Source organism: Corynebacterium sp. HMSC27B11, assembly GCF_001815985.1.
Taxonomy (GTDB): domain Bacteria; phylum Actinomycetota; class Actinomycetes; order Mycobacteriales; family Mycobacteriaceae; genus Corynebacterium.
In genome coordinates, this window is record NZ_KV823564.1 from 68305 (window position 1) to 84542 (window position 16238).

Consider the following 16238-nt stretch of genomic DNA (forward strand, 5'->3'; position numbering starts at 1 on the left):
CTAGGCCTGCTTGGCGGCGCAATCGGCGCAGAGGCCGAAGATGTCCGCGATGTGGCCGGTCTTGCGGAATCCGTACTTCTTTGCGACGTCGCGGGCCCAATCCTCCACCGGGCCGCCGTCGATCTCCACGGTGGTGCGGCACTCGTTGCACACCAAGTGATGGTGGTGGGTGTCCATGGCGCAGCGCCGGTAGAGGGTTTCCCCGGACTCGTTGTTGAGCGTGTCGATCGCCCCCATCGCGGACATCTGCTGCAGGGTGCGGTAGACCGTGGTGAGCCCAACCTTCTCGCCGGCCGCGACGAGGCGCGCGTGGATGTCCTGGGCGCTGGCGAACTCCTCAACCTGTTCGAGCATAGCGACGACCGCCGCGCGCTGCCGGGTGTTGCGTTGACCGATGTTGATTCCGCCGGTGGAGTTCTTGCTGACCATGAATCGAAGCCTAGCCCTGCCGACGCTGATTTTCAATAAGTTGTCAATAGTGAGTCTGGGGGTGCTTCGGTGGGGAGGGGGCGCACTGAAACGCCGAATTGCCATATCGGTTAAGATGGCCTCTGGTAAGCGACTGCCCTGGTGCCCAGGAATGCACGTCGCGCAACAGTGCAAGAAATTGCAGAACAGAGTTCGTTTTTAAAGGAGAGCGTCCCAGCATGGCAGGAAAAGTAGATGCCGTTGTCAACCTCGCGAAGCGTCGCGGCCTGGTTTACCCCTGTGGTGAGATTTACGGCGGTACCCGCTCTGCGTGGGATTACGGCCCGCTGGGCGTGGAGCTCAAGGAGAACATCAAGCGCCAGTGGTGGCGTTCGATGGTGACCAGCCGCGGCGACGTCGTCGGCCTGGACAGCTCCGTCATCCTCCCGCGCCGCGTGTGGGAGGTCTCCGGCCACGTGGACGTCTTCACCGACCCACTGGTCGAGTCCCTCTACACCCACAAGCGCTACCGCGCCGACCACCTGCTGGAGGCCTACGAGGAGAAGCACGGCCACCCGCCGGCAAACGGCCTGGCCGACATCAACGACCCGGAGACCGGCCAGCCGGGCAAGTGGACCGAGCCGCGCGCCTTCTCCGGCCTGATGAAGACCTACCTGGGCCCGGTCGACGACAAGGAAGGCCTGGCCTACCTGCGTCCGGAGACCGCACAGGGCATCTTCACGCAGTTCAAGAACGTCATGAACTCCTCCCGCCAGAAGCCACCGTTCGGTATCGCCCAGATCGGTAAGTCCTTCCGCAACGAGATCACCCCGGGCAACTTCATCTTCCGTACCCGCGAGTTCGAGCAGATGGAGATGGAGTTCTTCGTCGAGCCGGGCACCGACGAGGAGTGGCAGGAGTACTGGATCGAGCAGCGCCTGAACTGGTACGTCAACCTGGGTATCGACCGCGAGAACCTGCGCCTGCGCGAGCACACCGAGGACGAGCTGTCCCACTACGCCAAGCGCACCGTGGACGTCGAGTACGCCTTCCACTTCACCGGCTCCAAGTGGGGCGAGCTCGAGGGCGTCGCCAACCGCACGGACTACGACCTGAAGACCCACTCCGAGGGTTCCGGCGAGGATCTGTCCTACTACGACCAGCAGAAGGAAGAGCGCTGGATCCCGTACGTCATCGAGCCCGCCGCCGGCCTGGGCCGCTCCCTGATGGCCTTCCTCGTCGACGCCTACACCGAGGAGGAGGTGCCGAACGCTAAGGGCGGCACCGACACCCGCACCGTCCTGAAGCTGGACCCGCGCCTGTCCCCGGTGAAGGTCGCCGTCCTGCCGCTGTCGAAGAAGGAGACCCTGACCCCGACGGCGGAGAAGATCGCTGACAAGCTGCGCGGTCTGTGGAACATCGACTACGACACCTCCGGTGCAATCGGCCGCCGCTACCGTCGTCAGGACGAGATCGGCACCCCGTACTGCGTGACGGTCGACTTCGACACCCTGGAAGACAACGCCGTCACCGTCCGCGAGCGCGACACGATGGAGCAGGAGCGCGTCGCCATCGACGAGCTCGAGGGCTACCTCGCACAGCGCCTGGCTGGCTGCTAATGAACAGCGACATCCGATGGGGCGTGCCCAGCGACGGGCACACCTTCCCGATCTACGCCGGACCGACGGATGACATGGACCGCATCGCGGAGTTCGCCGACGAGCGCGGGGTACAGCACATCCGCTTCGGCGGCGACACCTGGCGGCTCACCGCCGACGAGGGGCCGGAGGCACAGGCGGAGACCCCGACGGGCACCTGGACTGCGAAGGGGAACAGCGATAAGTTCCACACCGCGGACCGGGTGACCATCAACGCGGACCGCCACGAAATCGGAATCATTGCTGAATCCCGACGCAACTTCGTCCTCGACATCGATGGCGAGAAGGCGGGGCAGTACAGTTCCGACAACCGGGGCCTGCGCAATCTCCACGTGGAGTTCGAAGGGCCGGGGGAGAAGCTGCCGCTGGATGTCCAGGTCTTCGTATCCTGGGTTGCCCGGCGTACCCTGGAAACTCGAGTGGTTCGAACCACGGGGATGTTGACGATGGCGCTGGCTATTTGCGTGGTCATCGCGATTGTCGTCTGGTTCACCACCTAGCCGAAGAATAAAATTCTTAAGGAGCATCATCAATGCCAAGTGGTCGCAAACTCATCCGTAAAGCGGTGAAGTACGGGGCACTGGCCGCCTCTGCCGTCGCGGCGGTGGACATCGTCCAGCCCAAGCACGCTATTCGCCGTAACTACCCGGTCCTGGGCCGCGCCCGCTGGCTGATGGAATCCATCCGACCGGAGATCCAGCAGTACTTCGTCGAGTCCAACACCGACGGCCGCCCGTTCGACCGCGTGACCCGCACGATGGTCTACCAGAACGCCAAGAACATCCCGGCGGAGGAGGCCTTCGGTACTCAGCGCGACCTCTTCGTGCCGGGCCACGACCACCTGCTGCACTCCACCCACCCGGTGCCGGCCCGCACCGATGCGCCACTCGTGCGCCTCGGCGGCCCGGAGTGCACCCAGCCCTACGACATCTCCCTGTTCAACATCTCCTCGATGTCCTTCGGCTCCCTGTCCGCCAACGCCGTGCTCGCCATGAACAAGGGCGCGGCGATGGGCGGCTTCATCCAGGAGACCGGCGAGGGTGGGCTGACCAAGTACCACCTGGAGTACGGCGCGGACCTGATCTGGGAGATCGGCTCCAGCTACTTCGGCTGCCGCACCGAGGATGGCCACTTCGACCCAGAGCAGTTCCGCGTCAAGGCGAACTACCCGGAGGTCAAGGGCATCCTCATCAAGCTCAGCCAGGGTGCGAAGCCCGGCATGGGCGGCATGCTGCCGGGCCACAAGGTCACCGCGGAGATCGCCGAGGCCCGTGGCATCGAGGAGGGGCAGGACTGCCTCTCCCCGGCGTGGCACTCCGAGTTCGACACCCCGCTCGAGCTGATGCACTTCGTCAAGAAGCTGCGCCGCCTGGCCAATGGCAAGCCGGTGGGCATCAAGTTCTGCGTGGGCTCCCGCCACGAGGTGCTCTCCCTGTGTAAGGCGATGCTCAAGGCGAAGACCGCGCCGGATTGGATCACCGTCGACGGTGCCGAGGGCGGCACGGGCGCGGCCCCGCTGGAGTTCCTGGACCGTGTGGGCACCCCGCTGACCGAGGGCCTGATGATCGTCCACAATGCCCTGGTGGGCACGGGTCTGCGCGACCAGGTCGCCGTCGGCGCGGCCGGCAAGGTCGTCGGTGGCGCGGACATCATCCGCCGCCTCGCGATCGGCGCGGACTTCACGATGTCCGCCCGCGGCATGATGATGGCCGCCGGCTGCATCCAGGCCAAGAAGTGCCACGACAATACCTGCCCGACTGGTGTGGCCACCCAGAACCCGTGGCTCTCCCGCGGCCTGGACGTGGACAGCAAGGCCGAGCGTGTGGCGAACTACCACCGCAATACGCTGAAGTCCACCACTCGCATTCTGGGGGCCATGGGTCTGCATGACGTCAGCCAGCTGGGACCCGGCCACCTGGTGCGCCGCGTGGACCAGACCCAGGCCCGCCCGTACGAGGACCTCTACCCGTGGCTCGAGCCGGGCAGCCTGCTGGAAGGCAAGGCTCCGGACGACTGGCAGCGTGACTACGACCGCGCGACTTACGACCAGTACTCGATGCTGCCGCCGGTGCAGGGCCGTGTGCGCCGCCCGGGGCACCACTTCTTCGCCGAGGGCAACATCGGCAGCGTCTAGGGGTTAAACACCCCGTGGGCTGGGGTGGTTCTGCCGGTGCGGGGCACCTGGTAGCGACCTCCCACGGGGACGGAGACAGGACTAACGGAGCGCGAGATGCAGCGGTATCAGTACACGGAGCACGACTGCGCGCGCCGTCATGCCGTCGCACCGAAGACCCTGGGGCTGGAGGGATCGGTCCCGGATGGACGGGAGGATTTCGACCGCGACCGGGCGCGCGTCCTGCACTCCGCGGCGCTGCGCCGCTTGGCCGATAAGACGCAGGTCGTGGGGCCGGGGTCAGGGGATACCCCGCGCACCCGGCTCACGCACTCCCTGGAGGTCGCCCAGATTGCCCGCGGCATCGGCAAGACCCTGGGCGCGGACCCCGACCTCGCGGACTTGGCGGGGCTGAGCCACGACATCGGCCACCCGCCCTATGGCCACAACGGCGAGCGCGCCCTGGACGAGGCCGCGGCCAGCATCGGCGGCTTCGAGGGCAACGCGCAGACCCTGCGCATCCTGGCTCGCCTGGAGCCGAAGACCCTTGGGGAGGACGGCACCTCCTATGGGCTGAACCTCACCCGCGCCGCCCTGGATGCGGCCTGCAAGTACCCCTGGGGGCCGACCGCCCCGGACGGCTCCCCGCGCCGCAAGTACAGTGCCTACGAGTCCGACCTGCACATCCTGGAGTGGATCCGTCAGGGCGCGCCCGAGGGGGAGCAGTGCCTGGAGGCACAGATCATGGACTGGTCGGATGATGTTGCTTACTCCGTCCACGACGTCGAGGATGGCATGCTCTCCGGGCGCATTACCCTGGGTGTGCTGTGGGACCTGGTGGAGCTGGCCGCGCTCGCGGACAAGGGAGCGCACCACTTCGGCGGGGAGCCCGAGGAGCTGCTGGCCGCAGCGGATCGCCTGCGGCAGATGCCGGTGGTCTCCCGGGCCGCGGACTTCCGCCACAGCCTGCAGGACCTGGTCGCGCTGAAGTCCATGACCTCGGAGTTGGTCAGCCGCTTTGTGACGGCCGTGGTCACGGCGACCCGCCGGGAGTACGGCACAGGACCGCTGGGCCGCTATGCGGCGAACCTGGTCATTCCCGCGGAGGTTAAGGCCGAGGTCACGCTGCTGAAGTCCATCGCCGTGCTCTATGTGATGGACGAGAAGCTGCACCTGGCGGAGCAGGATCGCCAGCGGGAGCGCATCTTCCGCGTCACGGAGTTCCTGGCCCGTGGCGGTGCCGGGGCGCTGGATCCGGTCTTCCGGCTCTGGTACGAGAACGCGGCCACGGAGGTGGAGCGTCGACGTGTGGTCATCGACCAGGTCGCCTCGCTCACCGAATCCCGGCTGGAGCGCTTGGACGCCTCCGCTGCCGGTATCAGCGCGGCGTGGGCATAGTATTTTCTTCGCGTTAATCCTCGGCGTCGGGGATCTCGCAGAAGCTTTCGAAGTGGTCGGAGGTGTAGTACCAGACGTCAGGGTCGGTCACCGTGCCGCCACCGACGACGAGGCGGCGTTCGCCCCGGTGGTTCAGGCCCGGGGTTTTGACGGTGTACTCGCGGTAATAGCTGGACTTCTCCTTCGGCAGGAGGCCCTCGTAGTTGCCGAAGTGCTTGCCGTCGTGCGGGCCATCGTCGGAGGGGGCGCCGGTAAGAATGTCCTCGATCTGCTCCCGGGCCTCCTCCGGCAGGGTGTCCACCGCGCACTCGGAATCAGCAGCGCTATCCGCGCCCGGGTTCTGCTGGGCGGCGTTGGAGGACTGGGAGCTGCCACCCTGGCCGCCGCCGGCGTTATCGTCATCGCCGAAGAGACCGAGTTGGCTCGCCCCGGCCAGCGCCAGGGCGACGACCACGCCGCCGACCGTTCCGTACTTACCCGCTTTAGGGCCGTTGTTCTTCTGCGCCATAACAGCCAGTTATACCGGGCGGGGTGGGGCTAGTTGCCCACCGGGGTGATCGGCAGACGCAGCGCGGCCGGGGCGGTGGCAGGAACCATCGGGGAGGCCGGCTCCACGGCCTCGATGCGCTGATAGCCCTCGGACTGCTCCGGCCGCGGGTCCTCCTCGCCCTTGTTCGGCCACATCGCAGCGGCGCGCTCTGCGTTGGCGGTGATGGACAGAGAGGGGTTCACGCCGGGGTTGGCGGCCATGGACGAGCCGTCGACCACGAATAGGTCCGGCAGCCCCCACACGCGGTGGTAGGGATCCACCACGCCATCGTCCGGGGAGCTGGAGATTGAACAACCGCCGAGGAAGTGGGCGGTCAGCGGAATATCGACCACCTCGGACCACACCCCTCCTGCCAGGCCACCCTTGCGCAGGGAGGCCAGGATGCGGGTGGCCTTGTTCCCCTCCGGGATCCAGCTCGGGTTCGGCTCGCCGGTGCCTTGCTTGGAGGTCAGCCAGGTGAACTTCCCGAGCGTGCGCGGGTAGGTGGTCAGCGAGTTATCGCGGGACTGCATCACCAGGTTGATCACCGTGCGCTGCGACCAGCGGCGCAGGTTCAGCAGGCGAGGGATCTGGCGGAACTGGAGAACCAGCTGGCGGAGGAACTCGAGCACACGGGGGCGCAGCTTATCGCCGTCGGTCATGAGGGTCTGCAGCAGGCCCATGGAGTTCGAGCCCTTGCCGTAGCGGACTGGTTCGATGTGGGTATCCGGGGCGGGGAAGTAGCTGGAGGTGATGGCCACGCCCTCGGAGAAATCCCACTCCGGGTCGTACTTTTTGAACTGCGCGCCGAGCAGGGCCTCGGAGTTGGTGCGGGTCATCGTGCCGAGGGAGTCCGGCAGCTGCGGTAGGTTGCCGTTGATCTTCTGCCGGTGCAGGAGGTTCTGGGTGCCCCAGGCACCCGCGGCGACGACGACCTTGTCCGCGGTGAAGCGGCGGGTCTTCTTCTTGCCCAGCAGGCCTCCCGTGGCCTTCGTATCCACGTTCCAGCCGCCGCTCGGCTTGCGGGTGATGTCGGTGACCGTGGTCAGCGGGTGGACCTCGGCCCCGCCCTTCTCGGCGAGGTAGAGGTAGTTCTTCAGCAGGGTGTTCTTCGCCCCGTGGCGGCAGCCGGTCATGCACTCGCCGCACTCGTGGCAGGCCGTGCGCCGCGGGCCCTTGCCACCGAAGTAGGGGTCGTCCACGGTTTCCTTCGGCTGGCCTTCGAGCCCGACCTTCTCGCCGAAGAATACGCCCACCGGTGCCATGCGGAAGGTATCGCCCACCCCGAGTTCCTCGGCAGTCTGCTTCGACAGCTTGTCCGCCGGGGTCATGGTGGGGTTGGTGACCACACCCAGCATGCGGCGTGCCTGGTCGTAGTAGGGGGTCAGCTCGTCCTTCCAGTCGGTGATGTGCGCCCACTGCTTATTGCGGAAATACTCGTCCTCGGGCTGGTAGAGGGTGTTGGCGTAGTTCAGCGAACCACCGCCCACGCCTGCGCCGGCGAGGATCATGACGTTGCGCAGCAGGTGGATGCGCTGGATGCCGTAGCAGCCGATCGCGGGCGCCCAGAGGAACTGCTTGAGGTGCCAGGAGTTCTTCGCGAAGTCCTTGTCCGCGTAGCGCTTGCCGGCCTCGAGGACACCGACCTTGTATCCCTTCTCGACGAGGCGTAGGGCGGTGACGGAGCCGCCGAAGCCGGAGCCGATGATGAGGACGTCGTAGTGGGTTGCGGTCATGGCGACCTACCTTCCCGGGTCTGTGGTGCACGCGATGGGTAAACATCGTGGCAAATAAGTATGTCAGGGAACCTATGTTAAAAAGCTGGCCCGGTTTTGTCTGGCGAATGGGCGTTCCGCTCGGCCGCATCCCGTATCTGCCGGGTGTATTAGCATGTCCCTTATGGCTAAGGGCAGGATCCCGGAGCGGGACATCGAGGCGATTCGCGAGGCAACGCCGATCGAGGAGATCGTGGGGGAGTACGTCCAGCTCACGCCCGGCGGCGTCGATTCCATGAAGGGATTAAGCCCGTTCAAGGATGAGAAGACCCCGTCCTTCCACGTCCGCCCGAACAAGGGCTACTTCCACTGCTTCTCTACCGGCGAGGGCGGGGACGTGTTCAGCTTCCTCATGAAGATGGAGCACCTGACCTTCCCGGAGGCCGTGGAGCAGGTCGCCGAGCGCATCGGTTACCGCATCAACTACGAGGGCGGCGGCCCGGGGAGGCGGGAGAAGCCCGGCACCCGCCAGCGACTGGTCGCGGCGAATAAGGCGGCCTTCGAGTTCTACCGGGAGCAGTTCGCCTCGGACGTCCAGGGTGCGGACGTGGCCCGCCAGTTCCTCATCGACCGTGGCTTCACCAAGGAGCACGCCGATCAGTTCGGCTGCGGCTACGCCCCGCCCGGCTGGGACACCCTCACCAAGCACCTGCTGCGCAAGGGCTTCGAGTTCCAGGAGCTGGAGGCCGCCGGCCTCTCCCACATGGGATCCAAGGGGCCAATCGACCGTTTCCACCGCCGCCTGCTGTGGCCGATTCGCTCGGTGGCGGGCGATGTGATCGGCTTCGGCGCCCGCAAGTTGTTCGAGGACGACAAGCTGGGCAAGTACATGAACACCCCGGAAACCTTGTTGTACAAGAAGTCCAAGGTGCTCTTCGGTATCGACCAGGCCAAGCGCAGCATCGCGGAGAAGCACCAGGCCGTGGTGGTGGAGGGCTACACAGACGTCATGGCCATGCACGCCGCGGGAGTGGACACCGCGGTGGCCTCTTGTGGCACGGCTTTCGGCTCCGAGCACCTGGCGATGCTGCGGCGCTTCATGCTGGACGACCGCTACTTCCGCGGCGAGATCATCTACACCTTCGACGGCGACGAGGCCGGCCAGAAGGCCGCGCTGCGTGCCTTCGAGGGCGACCAGCAGTTCACCGGCCGCAGCTACGTCACCGTCGCGCCGGGCGGCCAGGACCCCTGCGACATCCGCCTGGAACGCGGCGACGAGGCGGTGCGGGAGCTGGTGTCCAACCGCATCCCCATGTTCGAGTTCGTGATCCGCACCCTGCTGGAGGGCTACGACACCGCCGCCGTGGACGGCCGTATCCACGCGATGCGGCGGATCATCCCGGTGCTCGCCGGGATTAAGGACGACGCCCTGCGCGACGAGTACTCCCGCCAGGCCGCCGGTTGGGTGGGTTTCGACGACCCGGACGACATCGTGGCCCAGGTGCGCGAGGAGGCCCGGCGCGGCCGGACGGAGAAGCCGAAACTGGAGCTCAAGCGCGGGGCGGCGCGCCGGGAACGGCTCGCGGAGGGTGCTGCTCCAGCAGGTCCGGGCGCGGCGAACCAGGGCGGTGTGTCTGGCGGAGAGGATTCCGGCGGTCACCTGCGGGTCGTGGCGGGCATGGAGCGCCCGGACCCGAAGGATGAGTTGTTGCTGGGTATCCGCGAAGTCCTAAAGCTGGGGCTGCAGGAGCCGGAGCTGGCGGGGCAGATCTTCGACCTCATGCCGCCGGAGAGTTTCCTGCACCCGACGTATATCGCGATCGTCAATGCGATGGCCGCGGCTGGTGGTGCCGCCCAGGCCAAGTCCGGTTCGGGGTGGCTGGACGCGGTGAGCAACAACGTGCCGGATGCGATGGGCCAGGCCGTGGTCTCGGAGCTCGCGGTGGAGGACCTGCAGGTCCAGCAGGAGCGGCTGCCGTACTACGCCTCGGCGATCATGGCCCGGATGCAGGAGCGCTGGGTGAGCAACGAGGTTGCGGAGCTGCGCGCGCAGATGCAGCGCATGCGCCCGGACGAGGACAAGGAGGCCTACATGGCCACCTTCGCCGACCTCACCGCGCTGGAGAAGTACCGGCGCTCGCTCAACGAGCGAGCCAACGCTTACGGGGAATTCACCTTCGGAAACTAGTTTGCCCGCCACTCACGGACTGTGCGGGCGGTATGCCGAGCACCCCGGCACGCGGGTCAGCGTCGCTGGTGGTGCAGCCGACGAGAGGCGGGTTGGGGTGAGCCCTAGCGGGGCTTCTTGGGGAAGCGGGGGCGCTTGAATTCGGAGTCCGCGCGCAGCGGACGGTCGTTGGGGTGGGCGTCGTCCGGCTCGACGATGCTGTGCCCATCGGCCAGCGAGCTGCGGGTGTTGGCGTTCAAGTCGCGTACCTCGTGCATGCGCGGATCCGGGTCCAGGCGATTGGCCAGGGCCTTGCGGCTGGCGCGCAGCGCGGACTGGGCGACCTCAGAGTTGATCGCGGTCTCATAGCCGCGCCGGATCTGCTCGTAACGGCGACGCCCGGCCTTGGTTCCCATCAGATAGCCGGCTGCGGCCCCGACAACGAACTGGATCATGAAGTTCAAGCCCTCCCAAACGTGGTGTGCACTCGGCCACCGCCTGCCCGGATGTTCGTCGGCGGCGGTGGAGCTGTGAAAGCCTAGTCTACGTCATAACCCCGCCGCGGGAATCAGCTTCGCCCGAGTGCGAGGGGCCCACATACTACCCGCGCAGCAGCCCCCTGGGCGCACCCGCGGAACTTATGCCACCATGGAAAGTGCAAGTCAGCGCCACGCTGCGGGTTTGACGTCCTAAAAATGACGGAACGTGGCAGCGGTGGCGCCAGAAACGTAGATACAGCAGGAGGAAAGCATGACACAGAGCGTTAAGGCAGTTGTCTCGCGCGGCAAGGGCGACCCGGTGGAGCTGGTGGATATTCAGATCCCCGCCCCGGGCGCGAATGATGTGGTTGTGCAGGTGCAGGCCTGCGGTGTGTGCCACACCGACCTCGCGTACCGCGACGGCGGCATTACGGACGATTACCCCTTCCTGCTGGGCCACGAGGCCGCGGGCGTGGTTGCGGAGATTGGTGAGGACGTCACCCACGTCGCCGTCGGCGATTATGTGGTCCTGAACTGGCGCGCGGTGTGCGGCGAATGCCGTGCCTGCAAGAAGGGCCAGCCACAGTACTGCTTCGATACCTTCAACGCCTCGAAGAAGATGACGCTGACCGACGGCACCGAGCTGGAGCCCGCCCTGGGCATTGGTGCATTCGCGGAGAAGACCCTGGTCCATGAGCGTCAGTGCACCAAGGTGGATCCGGAGGCGGACCCGGCGGCTGCGGGTCTGATGGGCTGTGGCGTGATGGCAGGCCTGGGCGCTGCGGTGAATACCGGTGAGATCCAGCGCGGCGAGTCCATCGCCGTCATCGGCCTGGGTGGCGTGGGCATGGCCGCCGTCGCTGGTGCCGAGGTCGCCGGAGCCAGCACGATCATCGCGATCGACATCTCCGAGGACAAGCTCACGCGCGCGAAGGAAGAATTCGGCGCGACCCACACCATCAACTCCCGCGGCCTCACCACCGACGAGCTGGTGGAAAAGGTTCAGGAGCTCACCGGCGGTTTCGGCGTGGACGTCGCCGTGGACGCGGTGGGAGTCCCGGAGACCTTCAAGCAGGCCTTCTACATCCGCGACCTGGCTGGCCGCGTGGTGCTGGTAGGCGTGCCGACCCCGGAGATGACGCTGGAGCTGCCGTTCCTGGACGTGTTCTCCCGCGGTGGCGCCCTGAAGTCCAGCTGGTACGGCGACTGCCTGCCGGAGCGAGACTTCCCGACCTATATCGACCTCTACCGCCAGGGCCGTTTCCCGCTCGACCGCTTCGTCGACGAGCGCATCGGCATCGCGGACGTGGAGGCCGCTTTCGAGAAGATGCGGGGCGGCGAGGTCATGCGCTCCGTGGTGGAGTTTTCTTAAAACCCCTCGCTGCGGGGTTCGCGGCGCTGAGTTGCCGGAGTACTGGCACCCCAATGAAGGAGAAGAATCATGAGCGATAACGCGATTAAGGACATCATTTCCCCAGGTCAGCTCTCTGGCGCGGGCGAGAAGCTGCGGGTGACCCGCGTGATCACCAACGGCACCTTCGCCCTGGATGGCGGCGAGTGGGACGTGGAGAACAACATCTGGGTCATCGGCGATGATAAGGAGTGCTACATCATCGACGCCGCCCACGAGCTGGACCCGATCCAGGAGGCGGTCGACGGCCGCGAGGTCAAGGCCATCCTGTGCACCCACGCGCACAATGACCACATCACTGTGGCGCCGGAGCTTTCCCAGATCTTCGGCGCGGACATCTACGTCCACCCGGCGGACCGCGTGCTCTGGGACCAGAGCTACCCGGACTTGGAGCCGAAGGAACTGGCCGACGGCGACGTCTTCGAGGTTGCCGGTGTGGAGCTCAAGACGATGAACACCCCGGGTCACTCGCCGGGCTGCTGCGTGTTCTACGTGCCGGACGCGGACGTGCTGTTCTCCGGCGACACGCTGTTCAACGGTGGTCCGGGTGCGACGGGGCGGTCTTTCTCGGACTTCGACACGATCATCGAGTCGATCAAGACGAAGCTGCTGACGCTGCCGGCGGAGACGAAGGTGCTCACCGGCCACGGCGATTCCACCACCATCGGGGACGAGGCCCCGCACCTGGACGAGTGGATTAAGCGCGGCTACTAGTGCGCTGGATCGGGGCCTTAGGGGTCTCGGTCGAGGGGCGGTGGGGATTCTTCCCGCGGCCCCTTTTCCTCGTCTTTGGTGTGTCTTTTTGCGTTTTACCGTGCCACTGCGGAACCCCTTGCCTCATACCCCCAGGGGGTATAGGGTCGGTGGTGGAAAGGGGATGGAAAACTTGTCTCAACACCAAGACAGCTCGGCCACCGAGGTGGGCGCCATCGGGGCAGCCCAGCCAGTTCTCGACCTGGACTACCAGATCACTGGCATGACCTGCGCTTCGTGCGCGAACCGGATCGAGCGCAAACTCAACAAGCTGGACGGGGTGACCGCCTCCGTCAACTACGCCACGGAGAAAGCGCACGTCGAGCAGGACGGCGCCGCCGAGGCAGTGACGGATGAGCAGATCCGGGAGATCATCGCGGACATGGGCTACGAGGCCCAGCTCTCGCAGCCGCTGGCTTCCCGCCCGGCTGCCGGTGACCCGCAGGGCGGGGCCGGCGAACAAGGGGCGGCGGACGCGGCCCAGCCTGGGGCCGAACCGACGTCCCAAACCTCGGCGGAGCAGGCGGCAGAGCGTGAGCTGGAGGGCCTGCGCAACCGCCTGATCGGGTCCCTGTGGCTGGCGATCCCGGTGATCGTGCTGGCCATGATTCCGAACCTGCAGTTCACGAACTGGCAGTGGCTCTCGCTGACGCTGGCCGCGCCCGTGATCGTGTGGGCGGGCTACCCGTTCCACCGCGCCACCTGGCTGAACATCAAGCACGGCGCGGTGACGATGGACACCCTGATCACGGTGGGCACGGGGGCGGCCTTCCTGTGGTCGCTGGTCGCGCTATTCTTCGGCAGCGCCGGCGAGCCCGGGATGAGCCACACCTGGAGCCTGTTTAATACCCACAGCGACCCGATGGGGGATATCTACCTCGAGGTCGCCGCGGGCGTGATCATGTTCGTCCTTGCGGGGCGCTACTACGAGAAGCGCGCGAAGCATCGTGCTGGCGAGGCGCTGCGTGCGCTGAGTGAGCTGGGTGCAAAGGATGTTGCCGTCGTCGATGACGCCCAGGGTGGCAACGAGCGCCGCATCCCGATCGGCCAGCTGGCTGAGGGTATGTACTTTGTGGTGCGCCCGGGCGAAAAGATCGCCACGGACGGGCGAGTGGTGGCAGGAAGCTCCGCAGTGGACGAGTCCATGCTGACCGGCGAATCCGTGCCGGTGGAGGTCGCCCCGGGTGATGGGGTGACGGGCGCGACCGTCAACGCATCGGGCCGACTGATCGTTGAGGCCACCCGTGTGGGCTCCGATACCCAGCTGGCGCAGATGGCCAAGCTGGTGGAGCAGGCGCAATCCGGCAAGGCCGATGTGCAGCGGCTGGCCGACCGGGTGTCCGCGGTGTTCGTGCCGGTGGTCATCGCCCTTGCAGTCATCACGTTGGTCGCCTGGCTCCTGATCACGGGTGATGTGGGTGCCGCGATGGCCTCGGCCGTGGCAGTGCTGATCATCGCCTGCCCGTGTGCGCTGGGCCTTGCCACCCCGACCGCCCTATTGGTCGGTACGGGCCGGGGTGCATCGATGGGCGTGCTGATCCGCGGGCCGGAGACCCTGGAGCAGACCCGTGGCGTGGATGCCATCATTCTGGATAAAACCGGCACCATCACGACCGGCGAGATGACGGCTACCGAGGCCTGGCTCGCGCCGGCTGCGGACTCGATCGCGGATGGTTCCGGCAAGGCCGGGTTCAGCGAGGCGGACCTGTGGCGCATCGCCGGTGCGGTGGAGAATCACTCCGAGCACCCGATCGCCCAGGCGATCGCCGAGCGTGCCCGCACGGAGATCGGCGGCGAACTGCCCGAAGCGGAGGACTTCGAGTCCGCCCCGGGTCGCGGCGTGACCGCCACCGTCGACGGTGTGACCGTTCAGGTCGGACGCGGCTTCGAGACCTCCGACGGCACCACCGTTGGCGCCGAGATCGTCGAGCGCAGCCGGCTGGGCGGCACCGTGGTTCCGGTGCTCGTCGCCGGTCAGCTGGCTGGTGCGGTCGCCGTCGAGGATGCGGTGAAGCCGGACAGCGCGGAGGCCATTGCTCAGCTTAAGGAGCTGGGCCTGGAACCGATGCTGGTCACCGGTGACAACGAGCAGGTCGCACGTGAGGTCGCTGGCCTCGTGGGGATTAACCCCGACAACGTGCGGGCGGGCGTGATGCCCGCCGATAAGGTCACTGCGGTCAAGGATCTGCAGGCCGAAGGCAAGCGCGTGGCGATGGTTGGCGATGGCGTCAACGATGCCGCCGCGCTGGCCCAGGCGGACCTCGGTATCGCCATGGGCACGGGGACGGACGTGGCTATCGAGGCCGCGGACATCACGCTCGTGCGCGCCGAGATGAGCGCGGTGGTGGACTCCATCCGCCTGTCGCGCAAGACCCTGCGCACCATCAAGATGAACCTGTTCTGGGCCTTCGCCTATAACGTCGCGGCGATCCCGCTGGCCGCCTTCGGCCTGCTGAACCCGATGCTGGCGGGTGCGGCCATGGCACTGTCCAGTGTGTTCGTGGTCTCGAACAGCCTGCGACTGCGTGGCTTCAAGTCCATCCAGCCTGAGGTTGAGGAGAAGTAGTCACCATGGATAATCCGAAGCCAGCAACCAAGAGCGACTGCCACGCGCCACAGCACGGCGAGCCCGCGGCCAATGGCAAGGTTGATCACAGCGAGAAGCCGCTCAGCGGCCACGGCGACCGGGCCAAGCTGATCGCGCGGCTGAAGCGCATCGAAGGCCAGGTGCGCGGTGTGCAGCGGATGGTCGCCGAGGAGGAGTACTGCATCGACGTGCTCACCCAGATCGCGGCACTGCAGTCCGCACTCAAGGGGGTGGGGCTGGTGCTGCTGGAGGAGCACATGGCGCACTGCGTGGTGCAGGCCGCCCGCACCTCGGATCAGGCGGTGGAGGAGAAGCTGGAGGAAGTGTCGCAGGCGATCGCGCGCTTCACTCGCTAACTGCCTAAGGCCGGGGTGAAGGGTACGAAAACCCCGGCGGGGCTGGTGCTCTTTCCAAGCTGCCGGCCCGCCGGGGAGCCGCCCCGCGTCGGGCGGCGAATGATTCTTTGTGGGACCAGCGGGGCTCGAACCCGCGACCAGCGAATTATGAGTTCGCGGCTCTAACCGACTGAGCTATGGTCCCGCCACCAGGTCATTGAACCATACCGTAGCCTTAAAGCCGATATTCCGGGTCTGACCTGCTGATTTGGTGCTTATAGGCTTGCTGGGTAGAGTGTCTATTCGTTGCCAAGATGGCATATTCCCCCATAGCTCAATGGCAGAGCACTCGACTGTTAATCGAGTGGTTGCTGGTTCGAATCCAGCTGGGGGAGCAACACCACAACCCAGGGTCCAAAGCCCTGGGTTTTCTTCTTTTCTACCGACCTGTGAACCTGTTCCCAGTACCGGGCTGGGGGGTGGTGCCAAGATTTGGTGGACGGGTTAAGCCTTAGTAAGCTTCCTCCTGAGCATTCCCCCATAGCTCAATGGCAGAGCACTCGACTGTTAATCGAGTGGTTGCTGGTTCGAATCCAGCTGGGGGAGCAAAAGGCCCAGGCTTTAAAGCCTGGGCCATATTTCTTTCCACAGCCGGGGCGCATGCTGGGAGGGGTACGCGCCACCG

Annotated in this window: 13 protein-coding genes and 3 tRNA genes; 11 read left to right on the plus strand and 5 right to left on the minus strand. The window is 66.2% G+C overall.

Features of this window, described 5'->3' with window-relative positions:
- Positions 1-534: a Fur family transcriptional regulator gene (locus HMPREF3097_RS06620; RefSeq protein ID WP_070761617.1), complete on the minus strand. Its 534-nt coding sequence runs from the start codon at positions 532-534 to the stop codon at positions 1-3.
- Between the two features lie 113 nt (positions 535-647).
- Between HMPREF3097_RS06620 and HMPREF3097_RS06625 the strand changes: the two genes are divergently transcribed.
- The 4 genes from HMPREF3097_RS06625 to HMPREF3097_RS06640 all read left to right on the plus strand — a co-directional run bounded on the left by HMPREF3097_RS06625 (position 648) and on the right by HMPREF3097_RS06640 (position 5577).
- Positions 648-2027 (plus strand): glycine--tRNA ligase, encoded by a 1380-nt coding sequence (locus HMPREF3097_RS06625; RefSeq protein WP_070757664.1) that lies wholly within the window; start codon positions 648-650, stop codon positions 2025-2027.
- The gene (locus HMPREF3097_RS06630; RefSeq protein WP_070761618.1) at positions 2027-2566 is read left to right on the plus strand and encodes a hypothetical protein; all 540 of its coding nucleotides are present in this window, start codon (positions 2027-2029) and stop codon (positions 2564-2566) included. Before HMPREF3097_RS06625 ends, HMPREF3097_RS06630 begins: the two co-directional genes overlap by 1 nt.
- 32 nt (positions 2567-2598) lie before the next feature.
- The gene (locus tag HMPREF3097_RS06635) at positions 2599-4200 is read left to right on the plus strand and encodes an FMN-binding glutamate synthase family protein (protein ID WP_070761619.1); all 1602 of its coding nucleotides are present in this window, start codon (positions 2599-2601) and stop codon (positions 4198-4200) included.
- A gap of 96 nt (positions 4201-4296) precedes the next feature.
- On the plus strand, positions 4297-5577 hold the full coding sequence (locus HMPREF3097_RS06640) for a deoxyguanosinetriphosphate triphosphohydrolase (protein ID WP_070761620.1): 1281 nt from the start codon (positions 4297-4299) through the stop codon (positions 5575-5577).
- A gap of 13 nt (positions 5578-5590) precedes the next feature.
- On the opposite strand, the gene HMPREF3097_RS06645 is transcribed toward HMPREF3097_RS06640, so the two are convergent.
- Both HMPREF3097_RS06645 and HMPREF3097_RS06650 read right to left on the minus strand, forming a co-directional pair.
- On the minus strand, positions 5591-6085 hold the full coding sequence (locus HMPREF3097_RS06645; protein WP_070761621.1) for a guanyl-specific ribonuclease: 495 nt from the start codon (positions 6083-6085) through the stop codon (positions 5591-5593).
- A 29-nt stretch (positions 6086-6114) separates the two neighbouring features.
- Positions 6115-7842, minus strand: a complete 1728-nt coding sequence (locus HMPREF3097_RS06650; RefSeq protein WP_070761622.1) for an FAD-dependent oxidoreductase — start codon at positions 7840-7842, stop codon at positions 6115-6117.
- A gap of 154 nt (positions 7843-7996) precedes the next feature.
- On the opposite strand from HMPREF3097_RS06650, the gene dnaG reads away from it, so the two are divergent.
- Positions 7997-10009 carry a DNA primase gene (gene dnaG / locus HMPREF3097_RS06655; RefSeq protein WP_070761623.1) on the plus strand — a complete coding sequence of 671 codons (2013 nt, stop codon included), beginning with the start codon at positions 7997-7999 and terminating at the stop codon, positions 10007-10009.
- A gap of 104 nt (positions 10010-10113) precedes the next feature.
- On the opposite strand, the gene HMPREF3097_RS06660 is transcribed toward dnaG, so the two are convergent.
- Complete coding sequence (locus HMPREF3097_RS06660) at positions 10114-10443, minus strand: hypothetical protein (RefSeq protein ID WP_070761644.1); 330 nt, start codon at positions 10441-10443, stop codon at positions 10114-10116.
- Between the two features lie 295 nt (positions 10444-10738).
- On the opposite strand from HMPREF3097_RS06660, the gene HMPREF3097_RS06665 reads away from it, so the two are divergent.
- From HMPREF3097_RS06665 to HMPREF3097_RS06680, 4 genes are all read left to right on the plus strand, one after another.
- Positions 10739-11839 (plus strand): S-(hydroxymethyl)mycothiol dehydrogenase, encoded by a 1101-nt coding sequence (locus HMPREF3097_RS06665; RefSeq protein WP_070761624.1) that lies wholly within the window; start codon positions 10739-10741, stop codon positions 11837-11839.
- A 69-nt stretch (positions 11840-11908) separates the two neighbouring features.
- The gene (locus HMPREF3097_RS06670; protein WP_070761625.1) at positions 11909-12592 is read left to right on the plus strand and encodes an MBL fold metallo-hydrolase; all 684 of its coding nucleotides are present in this window, start codon (positions 11909-11911) and stop codon (positions 12590-12592) included.
- 163 nt (positions 12593-12755) lie between these two features.
- On the plus strand, positions 12756-15197 hold the full coding sequence (locus HMPREF3097_RS06675; protein WP_246821314.1) for a heavy metal translocating P-type ATPase: 2442 nt from the start codon (positions 12756-12758) through the stop codon (positions 15195-15197).
- A gap of 5 nt (positions 15198-15202) precedes the next feature.
- Entirely contained in the window at positions 15203-15574 is a 372-nt protein-coding gene (locus HMPREF3097_RS06680) for a metal-sensitive transcriptional regulator (protein ID WP_070757682.1), read from the plus strand.
- 110 nt (positions 15575-15684) lie between these two features.
- On the opposite strand, the gene HMPREF3097_RS06685 is transcribed toward HMPREF3097_RS06680, so the two are convergent.
- Positions 15685-15758: transfer RNA gene (locus HMPREF3097_RS06685), tRNA-Ile, on the minus strand.
- Between the two features lie 118 nt (positions 15759-15876).
- Here HMPREF3097_RS06685 and HMPREF3097_RS06690 point away from each other — a divergent pair.
- Positions 15877-15948, plus strand: a tRNA-Asn gene (locus tag HMPREF3097_RS06690).
- 139 nt (positions 15949-16087) lie between these two features.
- Positions 16088-16159: transfer RNA gene (locus HMPREF3097_RS06695), tRNA-Asn, on the plus strand.
- The last annotated feature ends 79 nt before the right edge of the window (positions 16160-16238 follow it).